Annotated in this window: 12 protein-coding genes; 10 read left to right on the forward strand and 2 right to left on the reverse strand. The window is 75.0% G+C overall.

Annotation, left to right across the window (positions count from 1 at the left end; translation table 11 throughout):
- Positions 1 to 5 precede the first annotated feature (5 nt).
- The 5 genes from FGW37_RS26305 (at position 6) to FGW37_RS26325 (ending at position 8181) form a co-directional block, all read left to right on the forward strand.
- Entirely contained in the window at positions 6 to 236 is a 231-nt protein-coding gene (locus FGW37_RS26305; RefSeq protein WP_058042512.1) for a phosphopantetheine-binding protein, read from the forward strand.
- A complete protein-coding gene (locus FGW37_RS26310; protein ID WP_425506595.1) occupies positions 233 to 4348 on the forward strand; it encodes an amino acid adenylation domain-containing protein in 4116 nt (1371 codons plus the stop codon). Before FGW37_RS26305 ends, FGW37_RS26310 begins: the two co-directional genes overlap by 4 nt.
- Positions 4348 to 5091 (forward strand): 4'-phosphopantetheinyl transferase family protein, encoded by a 744-nt coding sequence (locus FGW37_RS26315; RefSeq protein WP_179083308.1) that lies wholly within the window; start codon positions 4348 to 4350, stop codon positions 5089 to 5091. Before FGW37_RS26310 ends, FGW37_RS26315 begins: the two co-directional genes overlap by 1 nt.
- A 308-nt stretch (positions 5092 to 5399) precedes the next feature.
- Entirely contained in the window at positions 5400 to 6029 is a 630-nt protein-coding gene (locus tag FGW37_RS26320; RefSeq protein WP_179083309.1) for a hypothetical protein, read from the forward strand.
- A 52-nt stretch (positions 6030 to 6081) separates the two neighbouring features.
- Positions 6082 to 8181 carry a CHAT domain-containing WD40 repeat protein gene (locus FGW37_RS26325; RefSeq protein WP_179083310.1) on the forward strand — a complete coding sequence of 700 codons (2100 nt, stop codon included), beginning with the start codon at positions 6082 to 6084 and terminating at the stop codon, positions 8179 to 8181.
- 64 nt (positions 8182 to 8245) lie between these two features.
- On the opposite strand, the gene FGW37_RS26330 is transcribed toward FGW37_RS26325, so the two are convergent.
- The gene (locus FGW37_RS26330; RefSeq protein WP_179083311.1) at positions 8246 to 8644 is read right to left on the reverse strand and encodes a hypothetical protein; all 399 of its coding nucleotides are present in this window, start codon (positions 8642 to 8644) and stop codon (positions 8246 to 8248) included.
- 406 nt (positions 8645 to 9050) lie between these two features.
- Between FGW37_RS26330 and FGW37_RS26335 the strand changes: the two genes are divergently transcribed.
- The 5 genes from FGW37_RS26335 (at position 9051) to FGW37_RS26355 (ending at position 14803) form a co-directional block, all read left to right on the forward strand.
- Entirely contained in the window at positions 9051 to 10580 is a 1530-nt protein-coding gene (locus FGW37_RS26335; protein WP_179083312.1) for a hypothetical protein, read from the forward strand.
- 45 nt (positions 10581 to 10625) lie between these two features.
- Complete coding sequence (locus tag FGW37_RS26340; RefSeq protein WP_179083313.1) at positions 10626 to 11189, forward strand: GNAT family N-acetyltransferase; 564 nt, start codon at positions 10626 to 10628, stop codon at positions 11187 to 11189.
- A 31-nt stretch (positions 11190 to 11220) separates the two neighbouring features.
- Positions 11221 to 13236 carry a DUF5107 domain-containing protein gene (locus FGW37_RS26345; protein ID WP_179083314.1) on the forward strand — a complete coding sequence of 672 codons (2016 nt, stop codon included), beginning with the start codon at positions 11221 to 11223 and terminating at the stop codon, positions 13234 to 13236.
- Positions 13237 to 13349: 113 nt separating this feature from the next.
- Entirely contained in the window at positions 13350 to 13931 is a 582-nt protein-coding gene (locus tag FGW37_RS26350) for a TetR/AcrR family transcriptional regulator (RefSeq protein WP_179083315.1), read from the forward strand.
- Between the two features lie 110 nt (positions 13932 to 14041).
- Entirely contained in the window at positions 14042 to 14803 is a 762-nt protein-coding gene (locus FGW37_RS26355; RefSeq protein WP_179083316.1) for an SDR family NAD(P)-dependent oxidoreductase, read from the forward strand.
- Here FGW37_RS26355 and FGW37_RS26360 read toward each other — a convergent pair.
- The gene (locus FGW37_RS26360) at positions 14793 to 16208 is read right to left on the reverse strand and encodes an amino acid permease (protein WP_179083317.1); all 1416 of its coding nucleotides are present in this window, start codon (positions 16206 to 16208) and stop codon (positions 14793 to 14795) included. The genes FGW37_RS26355 and FGW37_RS26360 overlap by 11 nt on opposite strands.
- Positions 16209 to 16398: the final 190 nt, after the last annotated feature.

Genomic DNA, 16398 nt, shown 5'->3' on the forward strand with positions numbered 1-16398 from the left:
CACCCATGGCACTCACCCTCGAACAGATCCGGGCCGACGTCGCCGACGTGCTCGGCGAGGACCCCGCCGACATCCCCGACGACGAGAACCTCGTCGACTACGGGCTCGACTCCGTCCGCATCATGACTCTCGTCGAGCGCTGGCGCCGCGACCACGGCACCGAGGTCACCTTCGTGGCCCTCGCCGAGCAGCCGGCCATAGAGCAGTGGGCACCGCTGCTGGGGGCGGGGACGTGAACGCCCGCACCCTCGACCGGGCGGGGGCACTCCCCCTGACCGGCCCCTCCGGCGCGGGACGGTCCCCCGCGCCGGAGGGGCTCCCCCTCACCGCCGCCCAGTCGGGCATGTGGTTCGCCCAGGCCCTCGACCCGGGCAGCCCCGCCCTCGGCACCGCCGAATATCTCGAGATCCACGGCGACATCGACCCCGCGCGCTTCGCCGAGGCCCTGCACCGCACCGTCGGCGAGGCCGACGCCCTGCGCGTGCGCATCACCGACGCCCCCGGCGGCCCGCGCCAGCTGCCCATCGCGGTCGAGGCCCCCGGCCACGGCTTCCCGCTGCACACCGCCGACCTGCGCGACGAGCGCGACCCGGACGCGAGCGCCCTCGCCCGGATGCGCGCCGACCTCGCCGAGCCCTTCGACCTGGCCCGCGGCCCGCTCTTCTCCCACGGCCTCTTCCGCGTCGGCGACGCGCGCTGGCTGTGGTACCAGCGCGTCCACCACGCCGTCCTCGACGGCTACGGCTACTCCCTCGTCGCCCGCCGCGTCGCCGAGCTCTACACGGCCCTGGCCACCGGCGAGGACCCCGCCCCGAGCCCCTTCGGCCGGCTCGCCGACCTCGTCGCCGAGGACGCCGCCTACCGCGAGTCCGCCACGCGCACCCGCGACCGCGCCCACTGGCTGACGGCCTTCGCCGACCGCCCCGAGGCGCCGAGCCTCGCCTCCGCCGGCCCCGCGGCACGCCCCGCCCTGCCCTCCCGCAGCCACCTGCGCGCCACCGCGCACCTCGCCCCCGAGGCGACCGCCAGGCTGCGCCGGCTGGCCGCCTCCGTGCGGGCCACCTGGACCGACGTCCTCTTCGCCGCCCAGGCCCTCTACGTCGCCCGCGCCACCCGCAGCGAGGACGTCGTCCTCGGCCTGCCCATGATGGGCCGCATGGGCTCCGTCGCCCTGCGCGTGCCCGGCATGGTCATGAACGTGCTGCCGCTGCGCATGACCGTCACCCCCGGCACGACCTTCGCCGAACTCGTCCACCAGGCCGTCCTCGGCATCCGGGCCGCCCGCCGCCACCAGCGCTACCGCTACGAGGACATCCGCCGCGACCTCGGCCTCCTCGGCGAGGGCCGGCCGCTCACCGGCCCGCTCGTCAACGTCATGCCGTTCGACTACGGGCTCACCTTCGCCGGCGCCCGCTCCGACGCGCACAACCTCGCCCCCGGCCCCGTCGACGACCTCACCGTCGGCATCTACGACCGCGCCGACGGCAGCGGCCTGCGCATCGACTACGACGCCAACCCCGCCCGCTACGGCCAGGACGAACTCGCCGCGCACCAAGGCCGCTTCCTCGACCTGCTGACCCGCCTCGCCGAGCGCGACCCGCACCTGCCGCTCGGCGGCCTCCCGCTGGCCACCGACGCCGAGCGCGAGCAGGTCCTCACCGAGTTCAACGACACCGCGACCGAGGTGCCGCCCACGACCCTCATCGGCCCCGTGGAGGCCCGCGCCGCCCGCACCCCGCACGCCACCGCGCTCGTCGACGGCGACCGGACCCTCACCTACGCCACGCTCAACGCCCGCGCCAACCGGCTCGCCCGCCACCTGCGCACGCTGGGCGTCGCTCCGGGCACCCGCGCCGCCGTCGCCCTGCCGCGCTCCACCGAGCTCGTCGTGGCCCTGCTCGCCGTCCTCAAGGCCGGCGGCGCGTACGTGCCGCTCGACACCGCGGACCCGGCCGTGCGCCTGCGCGAGATGCTGGACACCGCCGCACCGGTATGCGTCCTGACCGACCGCGCCGGCGCCGCCGCTCTGCCCGCCGGCGCCGCGCCCGTCGTCGCCCTCGACGACCCCGCGCTCGGCGAGGCGCTGGCCGCGCACCTGCCCACCGACCCCGGCCGGGCTCTGACCCCGCAGCACCCCGCGTACGTCCTGCACACCTCCGGCACCACCGGAGCCCCCAAGGGCGTCGTCGTCCCGCACTCGGCCATCGACAACCGGCTGCGCTGGATGCAGGCGCAGTACCCGCTCGCCCCCGGCGACCGCGTCCTGCACAAGACCCCCGCCGGCTTCGACGTCTCGGTGTGGGAGCTCTTCTGGCCGCTGCGCGAGGGCGCCACCCTCGTCCTGGCCGGGCCCGGCGCCCACCGCGACCCCGCGGAACTCGCCCGCACCATCGCCGGACAGGGCGTCACCGTCACCCACTTCGTGCCCTCGGTGCTGCAGCTCTTCCTCGCCGCACCCGGCGCGGCCGCCTGCACCGGCCTGCGCCACGTCTTCAGCAGCGGCGAGGTCCTGCCGCGCGCCACGGCCGAGGACTTCCACCGACTGCTCCCCGGCACCGCCCTGCACAACCTCTACGGCCCGACCGAGGCGGCCGTCGACGTCACCCACCACACCTGCCGGCCGGGCGCGAGCGGGCCCGTCCCCATCGGACGGCCCGCCTGGAACACCCGCCTCTACATCCTCGACCCGGCCCTGCAGCCCTGCCCGCCCGGCGTCCCCGGCGAGCTCTACCTGGCGGGTGCCCAGCTCGCCACCGGCTACCTGGGACGGCCGGACCTGACGGCCGAACGGTTCGTGGACGACCCCTTCGCGGGGCCCGGCGCACGCATGTACCGCACGGGCGACCTCGCCCGCTGGCGCCAGGACGGCGAGGCCGAGTACCTCGGCCGCACCGACCGCCAGGTCAAGCTGCACGGGCGCCGCATCGAACCCGACGGTGTCGAAGCCGTCCTGCTGGCCGACCCTCGCGTACAGGCGGCCTGCGCCGTCGTCCGCGAGGACCGGCCCGGCGACCGCCGCCTGGTCGCCTACGTGACTCCGGTCTCGGCGGATGCCGCCGCCGAGGCCGGCCCCCTTTCGCGGCCCGCCCCGGACGCCCTGCGCGAGTCGCTGGCCGCGCAGCTGCCCGAGGCCATGGTGCCGAGCGCCGTCGTGGTCCTGGACGCCTTCCCCACGGGCCCCAACGGCAAGCTGGACCGCGCGGCGCTCCCCGCGCCCGGCCCGCAGGCCGATGCCGGGGGGCGGGCCCCCGCCGGGCCCCGCGAGGAGACCCTGACGCGGCTGTTCGCGGAGGTCCTCGGGCTGCCCCACGTCGGCGTCGACGACAGCTTCTTCGCCCTCGGCGGCACGTCGCTGCTCGCGGCCCGGCTCGTCGCCCGCGTCCGGGACGTCTTCGGCGAAGGCGTCGGCGTCATGGGCGACACCGGCGACGGAGGATTCGCCATGGGCACCCTCTTCCGGGAGCCGACCCCGGCCGCGCTCGCCCGCAGGCTGGGCGGCGGCATGGACGGCGCCGGAGACACGGACGGCACGGGCGGCATGGACGGCGCCGCACCGCAGCCCGTACTGCCGCTGCGCGCCACCGGCAGCCGTACGCCGCTGTTCGCCCTGCCCCCGGCGGCGGGCCTCGGCTGGTGCTACGCGTCGCTGCTCGCCGGCCTCGGCCCCGACCAGCCCCTCCACGCCCTCCAGGCCCGCGGGCTGACGCCCGGTGAGCCGCTGCCCGCGACGCTGGAGGAGATGGCCGCGGACCACGCGCAGCGCATCCGGGACATCCGGCCCCAGGGCCCCTACCGGCTGCTGGGCTGGTCGGCGGGCGGCGTCCTCGCGCACGCCGTCGCCGTACGGCTGCAGGAGGCCGGGGAGAAGGTCGAGCTGCTCGCCATGCTCGACGCCTACCCCGCGGCCGCCGCGTTCGAGGAACAGGCCGTCCTGGGCGCCCTGCTGGACATGGCGGGCCGCGCGCACGGCGACGGCGCTCCGCTCACCCGGGACGGCGTCCTCGCCGCCCTGCGCGCCGACGGCGGCGCCTTCGCCGCGCTGACCCCGCGCACCCTGCAGGCGGTGGTGGACGTCGCGCTCGGCACGACGGCCCTCGCCGGGCGGCACCCGCACCGCGTCTTCGACGGCGACGTCCTGTTCTTCACGGCCACGGGTACGGCCACGGGTACGGGTACGGCCGCAGGCACGCGTACGGCCGCGGGATCCGTGACGCGGGAGGCGTGGCGGCCCTACGTCACGGGTAGGGTGATCAACCGCGATATCGCCTGCCCGCACGCGCACATGACGCGGCCGGGGCCGGCCGCGGAGGTCGCCGAGGCGGTGACCCGCCACCTGGGGGAGAGCTGATGCGCGTGAGTGACGGGCCGGGCACCGCGCCCCGGGTCCTCGGCGAGGACCCCCTTCCGGGGGTGTGGACGCCCGGCCCGCCGCACGTGTGGCTCCTGCGGACCGACAGGCCCCTGCCCGGCCCCGCGCAGGACCCGGAGCGCATCCTCGACGCCGGGGAACGGGCGCGCGCCGCGGCGTTCGTGCGCGACCTGCACCGCGAGCGCTACGTCGCCTCGCACACCGGGCTGCGGCTGCTCCTCGGCGCCTACCTGGGCACCGACCCGGCCGCGGTCGCGCTCGTGCGCGAGCCCTGCCCCGGCTGCGGCGGTCCGCACGGCCGCCCGGCCGCGGTCGGCGCCGCCCTGCACTTCAACCTCTCGCACGCGGGCGACCTCGCGCTCTTCGCCTTCGCGGACACGCCCGTCGGCGCGGACGTGGAGGAGGTGCAGCCCGCCGGGACGGCCCGGGAGCTGGCGGGCGTCCTGCACCCGGCCGAGACCGCGGAGCTGACCGCGCTGCCCGCGCCGCGGCTCCCGGAGGCCTTCGCGCGCTGCTGGACGCGCAAGGAGGCCTACCTGAAGGGCACCGGCACGGGCCTGTCGGAGAACCCGTCGGTGACGTACGTCGGCACGGGGCCCGTCCCGGCCTCGCCCGCCGGGTGGGCGCTGGAGGACGTCCCCGCGGCGCCGGGGTACGCGGCGGCCGTCGCGGTCGCGGTCACGAGGGCGGTCACGGGCGCGGCGACGGACGCCCCGCGCTGAACGGGGCGCGGGGCGCATTTAGGGGGCGTGCAGTGGTGACCGGCTGAATAAGCGGCGCACGGCCCGAGGGTATTCATCTGAATTACCTATAGCCTGAGCGTTCCGCGGAGGGTCATGACGCGTCGGGGGGAACCATGCCGACCTCTGCTTCGATCATCTTATGTGTCTTCGGGGGCCTCATGGTCCTCATCTCCCTGCTCGGCAGCGGATTTTCCGTCAGGGAAATCTCCTTTCCCCGGATCAGTCCTGTGATCCGGTCCACCGCAGCCCTCCTCGGGGCCGGACTCGTGGTGACGAGCATTGTCCTGATGGCGAACGGGAATTCCCGCGGCGGCCTGCACGGGACCGTGGTGCCGGCCACCACGCCGCCGTCCGCCCCGCCGTCCACGCCGCCTTCCACGCCACCGTCCGCCGGCCCGTCGCCCGCCCCGCCGTCCACGCCGCCGTCGGCCGTACCGCCCACGGCGCCGGCCCCGGGCTCCACCCGTACCGCGACGGCGGCCCTGCTCGAGCGCGTGCCCGACGCCATCCGTCCCAGCTGCTCCGACGGCGACGCGTCCAGGTTCCCGCCGTCCGTCGTCGCCGTGGTCGCCTGCACGCCGCCCGGCGGATTTCCCGTGATCTACACCCGGTTCGTGGACGGCATCAGCATGAGCGGCGCCTACGACAGGCTGCTGGGCGACGCCACGATCACGCACGACGCGTGCGGCCCCTCGGTTCCGCTCGACGGGCGGCAGAGGTACAAAGTCGGCGGAAAGACGGTGGGCGACCTCGCCTGTTACGAGAGTTCCGACGGCGACGCCTATCTCACCTGGTCCAGTGAGGACCTGAACATCGTCGCGGAGGCCCACGCCCCCCTCGCCTCCTACGGGCGGCTGTGCGCCTGGTGGATGACGGCCGGACCGTTGCACGGCACGGGCGCGGGCACGGCCGCGTGAGAAAGCGGGAAACGAGAATGGTGAATTCTTCCCGCGAATTGCCGGAGCCGTGATGCGCGGAGCCGCCGATTTCGTGCTGGAGGTCAGCGGCGGTCCGGGCGGGCGGTACACGGTGGCCGTCTCCTCACCGGCCGGCGAGGGGAGCCTCTCCGTCGCCCTGGACACCGACGCCATCGGCGCCCGCCTCGCCGACCTCCAGCGGGCCGTCCTCGCCTCCTCCGTGACACCGCGCGCGGCGGCGCTCGGCCTGGAGCGGCCCGTGCGGGAGGTCGGGGAACGGCTCTTCCGTGCCGTGTTCGGCGGACACCTGCGCGGGCTGTACCTCGCCAGCCGCCAGCACGCCGGCGAGCGCGACGAAGCACTGCGCGTGGTCCTGCGCATCCGCGCCCCCGAACTCGCCGCCCTGCCCTGGGAGCTGCTCTACGACGAGGACTCCGGCGAGTACCTGTGCCTGCACCGGCCCCTCGTCCGCTACGTCGACCTGCCCGAGCCCCTCGCCCCGCTGCGCTCCGAACCGCCCCTGAAGATCCTCGGCATGACCTCGCTGCCGCGCTCCCGCGCGCCCCTGGGCGCGGAGAGCGAGCGGGCCGCCCTGTCCGTCGCGCTGGGCCCGCTGACGGAGCGCGGGCTGGCCGACCTCGACTGGGTGCCCGGCCAGACCGCGGACGACCTCTCCCGCAGGCTGCTCCGGGGCTGCCACGTCCTGCACTTCATCGGGCACGGCGCGTACGACCCGCAGCGCCACGAGGGCATGATCACCCTGGCCGACGCGGACGGGCGCGAGCACCACCTGCACGCCTCCGCCCTCGCCTCGCTCCTCAGCGTGGCCCGGCCCCGGCCCCAGCTGGTGATCCTCAACAGCTGCCAGAGCGGCATGGGCAACGCCGAGGACCTCTTCTCCAGCACGGCCGCCGTGCTCGTGCGCACCGTACCGGCCGTCGTCGCCATGCAGTTCGCCGTCACCGACAAGGCGGCCACCCGCTTCGCGGCCTCCTTCTACCAGGCGCTGGCCCAGGGCCGCACCGTCGACGAGGCCGTACGGGTCGGCCGGATCGCCCTCGTCGTCGACAAGGACGACAGCCTGGAGTGGGCGACCCCGGTGCTCTACCTGCGCGGCGGGGACGCCCGCCTCTTCGACATGCCCACCGCCCGGGCGGAGGCCGGACCGGCCGTACCGCTGCCCGGCCCGGGCCCCGTACCGCCGAAGCCGCCCGCGCCCCCGGCCTCCGGCGGCGCACCGGCACCGCCCGGCGGCCCGCCCGCGGCGCCCGGCGCGGTGATCACCTCGCGCGTCCTGGACACCCGCCAGTGGGTGCACGCCCTCGCCTTCCACCCCGACGGCAGACGGCTGGCCACCGGATCCCGCAACCGGGTCAGGGTCTGGGACGCCCTGACCGGCAACCGGATCTGGGAGCAGCCGGTGGGCGGCCGGCTCTCGTCCGTCTTCGCCGCGGCGTTCAGCCCCGGCGGCCGCCGCCTGGCCACCGGGGGCGCCGACAACACCGTCCGCATCTGGGCCTCCTCCAACGGCGAGGAGCTGCTGCGCCTGCGCCACGACCACGTCGTCTTCGGCGTGGCCTTCAGCCCCGACGGCTTCCGCGTCGCCTCCGCCTCCGCCGACCGCACCGTCCGGCTGTGGGACTCCACCAGCGGCGACCTCATGCTGCGCATCACCCACGACCAGGTCGTGACGGACGTCGCCTTCAGCCCGGACGGCGCGCGCCTGGCCTCGGCCTCGGCCGACCGCTCCGTACGGCTGTGGTCGCTCGGCGGCGACGCTCTGCTGCGGCTGCGCCACGACCACGCGGTCAAGGCCGTCGCGTTCAGCCCCGACGGCGGCCGGCTGGCGACGGCCGGTGACGACGGCTGCGTCCGCGTGTGGGACGCCGGCAGCGGCCATCAGCTCCTGCTCGTGCGGCACGGGGACGCCGTGAAGGACGTGGCGTTCAGCCCCGGCGGCCACTGGCTCGCCACGGCCTCGGCGGACCGTACGGCGGGCGTGTGGGCCGTTGCGGACGGCACCCGGGCCCTGCGCGTGCAGCACCATCACACCGTCTTCTGCGTGGCGTTCGGCCCGGACGGCGGCTGGCTGGCGAGCGGCAGCGAGGACAAGACGGTGAAGCTGACGCCGGTGCCCGGGGAACGCGGATGAGCCCGGCGGGGGGCCGCCGGGCTCATCACAGGGGGGACCGGCGCAGGGGGGCCGGTCCCGGGGATCAGCGCGGTGCGGTGCAGATCGCGACCGCTCTGATCGTTTCGGTGGCCCCGCCCGCGGGGTTGATGTTCGTACCGCGGATCACCCAGCCGTTGCCCTCCTGGAAGGAGTCGGTGAAGAGGATGCGGAAGCCGCTGGTCTTCCCTCCGCCGCCGCTGGGCACCCGGCCGTCCGGGCAGGCCACGAAGGCGCGGCCGTTGCCCTGCGGGGGCACGTTCACGGTCAGGCCCTCCACCTGGTCGAAGCCGCCGACCTCCGGACCGTCCTCGGCGAACTCCTGGGCCTTGTCCGCGGCGACGACGGGCTTGTCGTCGGCGGCGTCCTCCGCCGAGGCGGTGGTGACCAGACCGCCGGTGAGGGCCGCGACCGCCGCCATGGCGAGGATGATGGTGCGCTTCATGCCGACCTCCTGTGTCGTGAAGCTGTGGGCGGCTTCCCGGGGATGCGGAAGCTCCGGATCCACAAGCTACGGAGGAAGGAGTGATCGAGTGCAGGGAGCGATGGTGGGTACCGCGGGGGCGCGCGGAAGTGAAGCCTCTTCCGTGGAATGGCTGACGCCCGGGAAGGGTGGGGCACCCGGTGCACATGGGTCAACTGCTCGCCGCCGTAGGCCTGTTTCTCCTGCGGGGCCCGTGCACCGGCGCGCCCCGGAAGTACCCCCTGCGCCCCTCGTGTGGTGGATGCCCTGCTTGTCCGGTTCGCGGGCACGCTGAGTCACTCAGCACGCGGTCACTCAGTACGCGGTCGTGCAGCACGCGCTAACAGCCGGTACGCGCACCGGACGGCATCAGGCAGAGGGGGCTCCCGTGCCCGACCCCATCACGATCAGCATCGAACCGTACCAGGAGGGCACGGCGACGGCCTCGTCCCTCGCCGGCGACCTCGTCGCCCTTCCCGCCGTCCGCGACCGCCTCTCCGGATCCCGGCCGGCCGTCGCCGACTTCCGGCTCCTGGAGAAGGACCCCGGCGCCGACGCGCCGTTCCGCGCCGTCGTCCACGACCCGGACGCCTACCGCTCGGTCGAGGTCACCGGCCGGCTCGGCGACCTGGCCGGGGCGACCGCGCGCTCGGTGCGCTTCCGGCCGCTGCCCGACCGCGAGGAGTTCGGCCGGGCGGTCGAAGCGGTGCGCGCCCACGCCGAGTTCGGGCCGCAGCTGGCGGCCGACGGCGCTCTCGCGTACCGGCCCATGCCGCCGCTCGCCGACATCACCCACGCCGACGGCACCGTGGACCGCGTCGTCACCGTCGGCCTGCGCACCCCCGGGAGCGACGTCAAGCACCGCATCGTCGGCGTCCGCACGAAGGACGGCACGGTGATCCCCGCCCCCGAGGGCGTCTCCGCCCCCTCCGCCCTGGACTGCGTGACCATCCCGCCCGCCGACAACTGCCCCGACCCGTCCGGCGGTCCGCGGGCCGTCCGCGTCAGGGTGAGCCGCGGGACCACCGAGCTGTGGAACCTGGTGGTCAACCGGCCCAGGACCTCCTCCGGCGTCAACGGCTCCGGCGCGGAGCTGCGCTTCGTCGACTACAAGGGCGAGCGCGTCCTCTACCAGGCCCACGCGCCGATCCTCAACGTGCGCTACACAGGCGACCGGTGCGGCCCCTTCCGCGACTGGGCGAACGAGGAGGTCTGCTTCAATGCGACGGGCTCCGACCCGGTCGGCCCGGGCTACCGCCTGTGCACCTCGGCGCCGCGCACGATCCTCGACACCCACAGCGACCAGGGCAACTTCCGCGGCGTCGCGTTCTTCCACGACGGCTCCGCGCTCCGCATCGTCAGCGAACTCGCCGCCGGCTGGTACCGCTACGTCACCGAGTGGCGGCTCGCCGACGACGGGGCGATCCTGCCGCGCTTCGGCTTCGCCGCCGTCACCAACCCGTGCACCTGCCTGGCCCACACGCACCACGTGTACTGGCGGCTGGACCTGGACGTCGGAGGCTCGACCGCCAACCGGGTGGACGAGTTCAACGACGCCACCGGCTGGACGCCCGTCCGCCTGGAGACCCAGCGCACCCGCAACCCCGCCGGCCACCGGCGATGGCGCGTCGTCGCCCCGGCGACCGGGCGCGGCTACGCCCTCGTGCCGGGCGCGAACGACGGCACGGCGGACGCCTACGGCGTGGCCGACCTGTGGGTACTGCGCTACCGCGCAACGGAGATCGACGACGGGCAGCCCGCCGACACGCGCGCCCGCCTCGGCGACTTCGTCAACGGCGAATCCGTGGACGGGCAGGACCTCGTGGTCTGGTACGGGGCCCACTTCTTCCACGACGAGGCCGGTCCGCCGCCCCCGTCGCACGTCGTCGGCCCGGACCTCCGCCCGGTCGTGGTGTGATCGCGGCTCCTCCCCCGGGCGGCGGCCGGACCGTACGATGAAGCGGTGTCCGACCACCGGAGCGCCGACGCCCGCCCTCTCACCGAGGGGACGCGGGTCGCGATCCGGGCCGTCACGCCGGAGGACGGCCCGGAGTTCACCCGCCTGGTCCGGGACAGCGCGGACCTGCACCACCCGTGGCTGTCCATGCCCACCACCGAGGAGGGCTTCGCGCGGTACGCCGCCCGCCTCGACGGGGAGCAGCGGGCGGGCTTCCTCGTGTGCCTGCGCGACTCCGGCCGCCCGGCCGGCTTCGTCAACATCAACAACATCGTGCGCGGAGCCTTCCAGTGCGGCGCGCTCGGCTACGGCGCGTTCGTGCCGTCCGCCGGGCGCGGCCTCATGAGCGAGGGTCTCGGGCTCGTCCTGCGCCATGCCTTCGGCCCGCTGGGCCTGCACCGCCTGGAGGCGAACATCCAGCCGGGCAACACGGCGTCCCTCGCGCTGGTCAAGCGGCACGGCTTCCGGCTGGAGGGGTTCTCCCCGGAGTTCCTCTTCATCGGCGGGGCGTGGCGCGACCACGAACGCTGGGCGATCACGGCGGACATGCTGACGGACCACCAGGGTTGAGACCGGACCACCAGGGTTGAGAGAGGTTGCCGTGCCCACGACCATCCGACGCGCCGTGCTGTCCCTGCCCGCCGCCCCGCTCGGCGCGGAGGATCCGCTGCCGTCCCTGCGCACGGCCGCCGACGTCCACCGCATCGGCGCCGAGCAGCGCAGGGCCCTGCCCGCCGACATGGCCCGCCAGGCCGGCCACGCGCCCCTGCGGTCCCTGCTGCCCGTGCGCCGCCGCGACGGCTACTCCCGCAGGCACACCCCCGCCGATCTCGAGGCGATCGTCATCGAGAACGACCGGCTGCGCGCCACCGTCCTGCCCGGCCTCGGCGGGCGCGTGCACTCCCTGGAGCACAAGCCGACGGGCCGGCAGCTGCTCTACCGCAACCCCGTCCTGCAGCCCGCCTCCTTCGCCCTGAACGGCGCCTGGTTCTCCGGCGGCATCGAATGGAACATCGGTGCGACCGGCCACACGACGCTGTCCGTCGCCCCGCTGCACGCGGCCCGCGTGCCCGCGCCCGACGGCGGCGAGATGCTGCGCCTGTGGGAGTGGGAGCGGCTGCGCGACCTGCCGTTCCAGGTCGACCTGTGGCTGCCCGACGGCTCGGACTTCCTCTACGTGGGCGTGCGCATCCGCAACCCCCACGACCGGCCCGCCCCCGTCTACTGGTGGTCCAACATCGCCGTCCCCGAGGAGGCGGGCACCCGCGTGCTCGCACCCGCCGAGGCGGCCTGGCGGTTCGGCTACGAACGCAGCCTGAGCCGGGTCCCGGTGCCCGAGTGGGACGGCGCCGACCGCACGTACCCCCTGAACAGCACGCACGCCTCCGACTTCTTCTACGACGTGCCCGGCGGGGAGCGCCGCTGGATCGCCTCCCTCGACGCGGACGGCCACGGCCTCGTGCAGACCTCGACCGGCCTGCTGCGCGGCCGCAAGCTCTTCGTCTGGGGCTCGGGCCGCGGCGGCAGGCGCTGGCAGGAGTGGCTCACGCAGCCGGGCACCGGCGGCTACGCCGAGATCCAGGCCGGGCTCGCCCGCACCCAGCTGGAGCACGTGCCGCTGGAGGCGGGCGGCGCGTTCGCCTGGCTGGAGGCCTACGGGCCGCTGGCCGCGGACCCCGCCGCCGTGCACGGCGGCGACTGGGCGGCGGCCCGCGGGGAGGTGGCAGCCGCCCTGGAGGCGGCCCTGCCCCGTGCCGACGTGGACGCGGCGTACGCGGCGTGGCGCCCGTACGCCGACGCCGAGCCGAAGGAGAGCCTGCACACCGGCTCCGGCTGGGGCGCCCTGGAGGCCGAGCGCGGGCACTACGACCTGCCGGGCACGCCCTTCGCGCCGGAGACGCTGGGGGAGGAGCAGGAGCCCTGGCTGGAGTTCCTGCACCGGGGGGAGTTCCCGCGGCCGGACCGGAGCCTGCCGCCCGGCCCCTCGCTCGTGTCGCCCCGCTGGCGCGAGCTGCTGGAGACGAGCGGCGAGGGCGATCTCTGCGGCGCCTACCACCTGGGGGTCGCCCGCTGGCACACCGGCGACCGCTCGCAGGCCGTCCGCGCCTGGGAAGCGGCGGGCGGCCTGTGGTGGGCGAAGCGCTGCCTGGCCTTCGCCGACGCCGAGGACGGCCATCCCGAGCGCGCCGCCGACCGCTATCTGGAGGCGTTCGGCGAGGCCTGCGGGGAGCGGCGCGAGAGCGCCTCGTGGGCCGCCGCCATGGCCGCGCTCGGCCGCGAGGCGGTGGAGGCGCTGCTGGCCGCCGGCCGGCCGGACGACGCCTCGGCCGTGCTGGACGGCCTGCGCCCGGGCGTCCGCGAGCGCGGCCGCTTCCGGCTGCTGCACGCCCGGGTGCTGCTCGCGCAGGGTGACGCCGGGGCCGCGCGGGAGATCTTCGACCGCGGCTTCGAGGTGGAGGACCTGCGCGAGGGCGACGAGTCCCTCGGCGAGACCTGGTACGCGATCCGGGCGCGGCTGCTGGCGGGCGAGGGGCCCGTCACTGAGGAGATCCGCGCGCGGGCGCGAGCAGAGGCGCTGCCCCGGCCGTACGACTTCAGGATGCGGCCGGCCCCGTAGGCCGCCTTCCCGGTCCTCCTGCCCGGCCGTCCCCGGCGGCCGGGCTCTCTGCACCGGGCTTTCTGGACCGGTCATTCTTGACCGAACGTTCTCGAATCCGCTACGGTCAACTCATGGCCAGGACCAAGGAATTCGATCCGGACGCCGCGCTCCAGTCGGCCGTCGAACTGTTCTGGCGGCGTGGCTACGAAGCGACGTCGATGGCCGATCTCGTCGGTCACCTCGGCATCGCACGGGCCAGCCTGTACGCGACGTTCGGCAGCAAGCACGAGCTCTACCTCAAGGCGCTGCAGCGCTACAGCGAGCAGCACAGCCCGCGCGTCGCCGAGGAGCTCTCGCGCCCCGGCCCGGCGCTGCCGGCCGTGCGGGGACTGGTGACCCGCTTCGCCGACGAGGCGGCCGACGACGAGCTGCGGCGCGGCTGCTTCGTCACCAACACCGCCGTGGAGCTGGCGCCGCACGACCCCGCCGCGGCCCGCGGCGTCGAGGAGAGCTGGCTCGCCCTGGAGGCGGCCCTCACCGCCGCACTGACGCGGGCTCAGGAGCAGGGCGAACTTCCCGCCGGCCGCGACCCCGCGGCCCTCGCACGGATGCTGCTCGTCCTGATGCAGGGCATGCGGGTGGTCGGCAAGGCGGTACCCGGCCGGGCCCGGCTCCGGGACGCGGTCGCACAGGCCCTCACCCTGCTGGAGTGAACCGGAGCGAAGGTGACGGACTCCCGCCGGCTTTCCGGACCGCTGCCGCCGCCACGGCATCTCATGCAACACACCCGCCTTTATGCGACCCATTGCTTAGGAGTGTCGACATGACCGCACGTTTCACCGGCCGGACCGTCCTCGTCACCGGCGGCGGTACGGGGATCGGCCAGGCCATCGCCCTCGCCTTCGCCCGGGAAGGCGCCCGGGTCGTGGTCGCGGGCCGCAGGGAGGAGCCGCTGAAGGAGACCGTGGCCTTCGTGGAGGCGGAGGGCGGCGAGGCCGTCGCCTTCACCGCGGACGTGACCCGGGCCGAGGACGTGCGGGCCCTCGTGGAGCAGACCGTCGCGCGCTTCGGCAGCCTCGACGTCGCCGTCAACAACGTGGGTCTCGCCGTGCCCCCGGCCAAGGTGGCGGACGTGCCCGAGGAGGACTTCGACCGGATCGTCGAGACCAACCTCAAGGGCGTCTGGCTGTCCATGAAGTACGAGATCGGGCACATGCGCGCCAACGGCGGCGGTGCCATCGTGAACATCGCGTCCAACGTCGGCGCCCACCGCAGGAAGCCGGGCTTCGGCGCGTACACGGCCACGAAGGCGGCCGTCTCCGCCCTGACGCGCAACGCCGCGCTGGACCACATCGGCGAGGGCGTGCGGATCAACGCCGTGAGCCCCGGGCCCGTCGAGACGCCGATGTCCTCGCGCCCCGGCGAGTCCTCGCTCGACAAGGCCGAGCGCATGCGCCGCGAGGTGCCGGCCGGCCGCGCGGGCACCCCCGACGAGATCGCGTCCGCCGTGCTCCACCTCGCCTCGGACGAGGCCGGCTACACCGTGGGTGCCGACCTCGTCCTCGACGGCGGCGTCACGGCCTGACGGCCTCCGCCTGCTCCGCCCGCTCCGCCGTCCCGGCCCGCTCCGGGGCGGCGGCCTGCGTACCGGCCCCGTCCTGCGCACCGGCCTGCGCCGTGGTGCGGCGGGCCGTCAGCCACACGTAGACGAGGATGCCCGCGAAGAGGAACAGCACGCCCTGGTAGACGGCCGCGTACCCGGCGCCCGCCACCAGCCAGAAGGAGAAGGCGAACGCGCCCAGCGCGAGCGCCATGTCACGGACGAAGCGGCCGGTGCGGACCTTGTCCCGCTGGCCCGTGAGCAGGAAGTACACCTGCGCGGCGGCGGCCAGCAGGTACGGGACCGTCGCGGAGAACGTCGTGATGAGGACCAGGATCTCGAAGACCCCGCCCACGCCCGAGGTGTAGTTGACGACGGTCAGCAGCGAGGCGAGGACCGTGGCGGCCAGCACGCCGAACGTCGGCACCCCGCGCTTCTTCTTCCCGAACGCGGCCGGGAACAGCCCGTCCTTCGCGGCGGCGTAGGGGGCCTGGGCGCTCATCAGCGTCCAGCCGTTGAGGGCGCCCACGATGGAGATCACGGCGCAGACGGCGATCAGCGTGCCGCCCCAGTGGCCGCCGAACATCACGTCGACCGCGTCCGAGAACGGCGCCGTGGACTCCACCAGCTTGTCGTGCTCGACGGTGCCGAAGACCGAGACGGTGCCCAGGAGGTAGACCAGCGCCGCGCCCACGGTGCCCAGGACGCTCGCGCGCCCCACGTTGCGCTCCGGGTCGCGCACCTCGCCCGCGCTCATCGCGGCGGACTCCACGCCCACGTAGGAGTAGAGCAGGATCGCGGCCGACGCCGTCAGCCCGCCGGTCCAGTTGCCGTCGGAGGTGGTGAACGAGCCCAGCTTGTCCGGGTCGAAGAAGAACAGGCCGACGACCGCGACGAACAGCAGCGGCACGAACTTCATCACCGTGGAGACCATCTGGACCGCGCCCACCCAGCGCGTACCGGCCAGGTTCGCGAGCGTGGGCAGCCACAGCATCGCCAGCGCCATGGCGAGGTCCCCGGCCATGGAGCCCTTGCCGGTCATGACGTGCAGGTAGCCGACACCGGCCACGGCGAGGGCCGCGTTGCTCACCCACGTCATGGTCCAGAACGACCAGGCGGACAGGAAGCCGGCGAAGTCGCCGAAGGCCTCGCGCGCGTAGACGTACGGGCCGCCGGTGCGCGGATGGCGCTGCGCGAGGCGCCCGAAGACCAGGGCCAGGGCGATGGCGCCGACGGTGAGGACGCCGAACGCCAGCAGGCTGACCGTGCCGAAGGGGGCGACGGACGCGGGCAGCAGAAAGATGCCGCCGCCGATGATGTTGCCCATGACCAGGGCAGTGGCGGTCGGGAGGCCGAAACGGCGGGTGTGCGTGCCGTCGGTGTCGTGCATGAGGGGGTGTGCCTCTCGGTCCAGCGGGCAGGTTCGCCAGGATGTGCGACACGACATGGTGACCGGAGCTGAGCAGTCCGCAAAATCCCTTGTTTTTGTCCCGCCGCCCCCGCCCGGCGGCCGCAAATGGTGCTGCGATACGGGCCCCGGGCCGTGATTCGTCCAGCCGCCCCCGGACCGGCCGCCGCCC

Source organism: Streptomyces rectiverticillatus (assembly GCF_013394065.1).
Classification (GTDB): domain Bacteria; phylum Actinomycetota; class Actinomycetes; order Streptomycetales; family Streptomycetaceae; genus Streptomyces; species Streptomyces rectiverticillatus.

Bases quoted from the DNA above. Each gene is read 5' to 3' on its own strand.
- FGW37_RS26305 (WP_058042512.1), top strand. From the start codon at position 6: ATGGCACTCACCCTCGAACAGATCCGGGCCGACGTCGCCGACGTGCTC.
- FGW37_RS26315 (WP_179083308.1), top strand. From the start codon at position 4,348: ATGCGCGTGAGTGACGGGCCGGGCACCGCGCCCCGGGTCCTCGGCGAG.
- FGW37_RS26320 (WP_179083309.1), top strand. From the start codon at position 5,400: ATGGCGAACGGGAATTCCCGCGGCGGCCTGCACGGGACCGTGGTGCCG.
- FGW37_RS26325 (WP_179083310.1), top strand. From the start codon at position 6,082: ATGCGCGGAGCCGCCGATTTCGTGCTGGAGGTCAGCGGCGGTCCGGGC.
- FGW37_RS26330 (WP_179083311.1), bottom strand. From the start codon at position 8,644: ATGAAGCGCACCATCATCCTCGCCATGGCGGCGGTCGCGGCCCTCACC.
- FGW37_RS26350 (WP_179083315.1), top strand. From the start codon at position 13,350: ATGGCCAGGACCAAGGAATTCGATCCGGACGCCGCGCTCCAGTCGGCC.
- FGW37_RS26355 (WP_179083316.1), top strand. From the start codon at position 14,042: ATGACCGCACGTTTCACCGGCCGGACCGTCCTCGTCACCGGCGGCGGT.
- FGW37_RS26360 (WP_179083317.1), bottom strand. From the start codon at position 16,208: ATGCACGACACCGACGGCACGCACACCCGCCGTTTCGGCCTCCCGACC.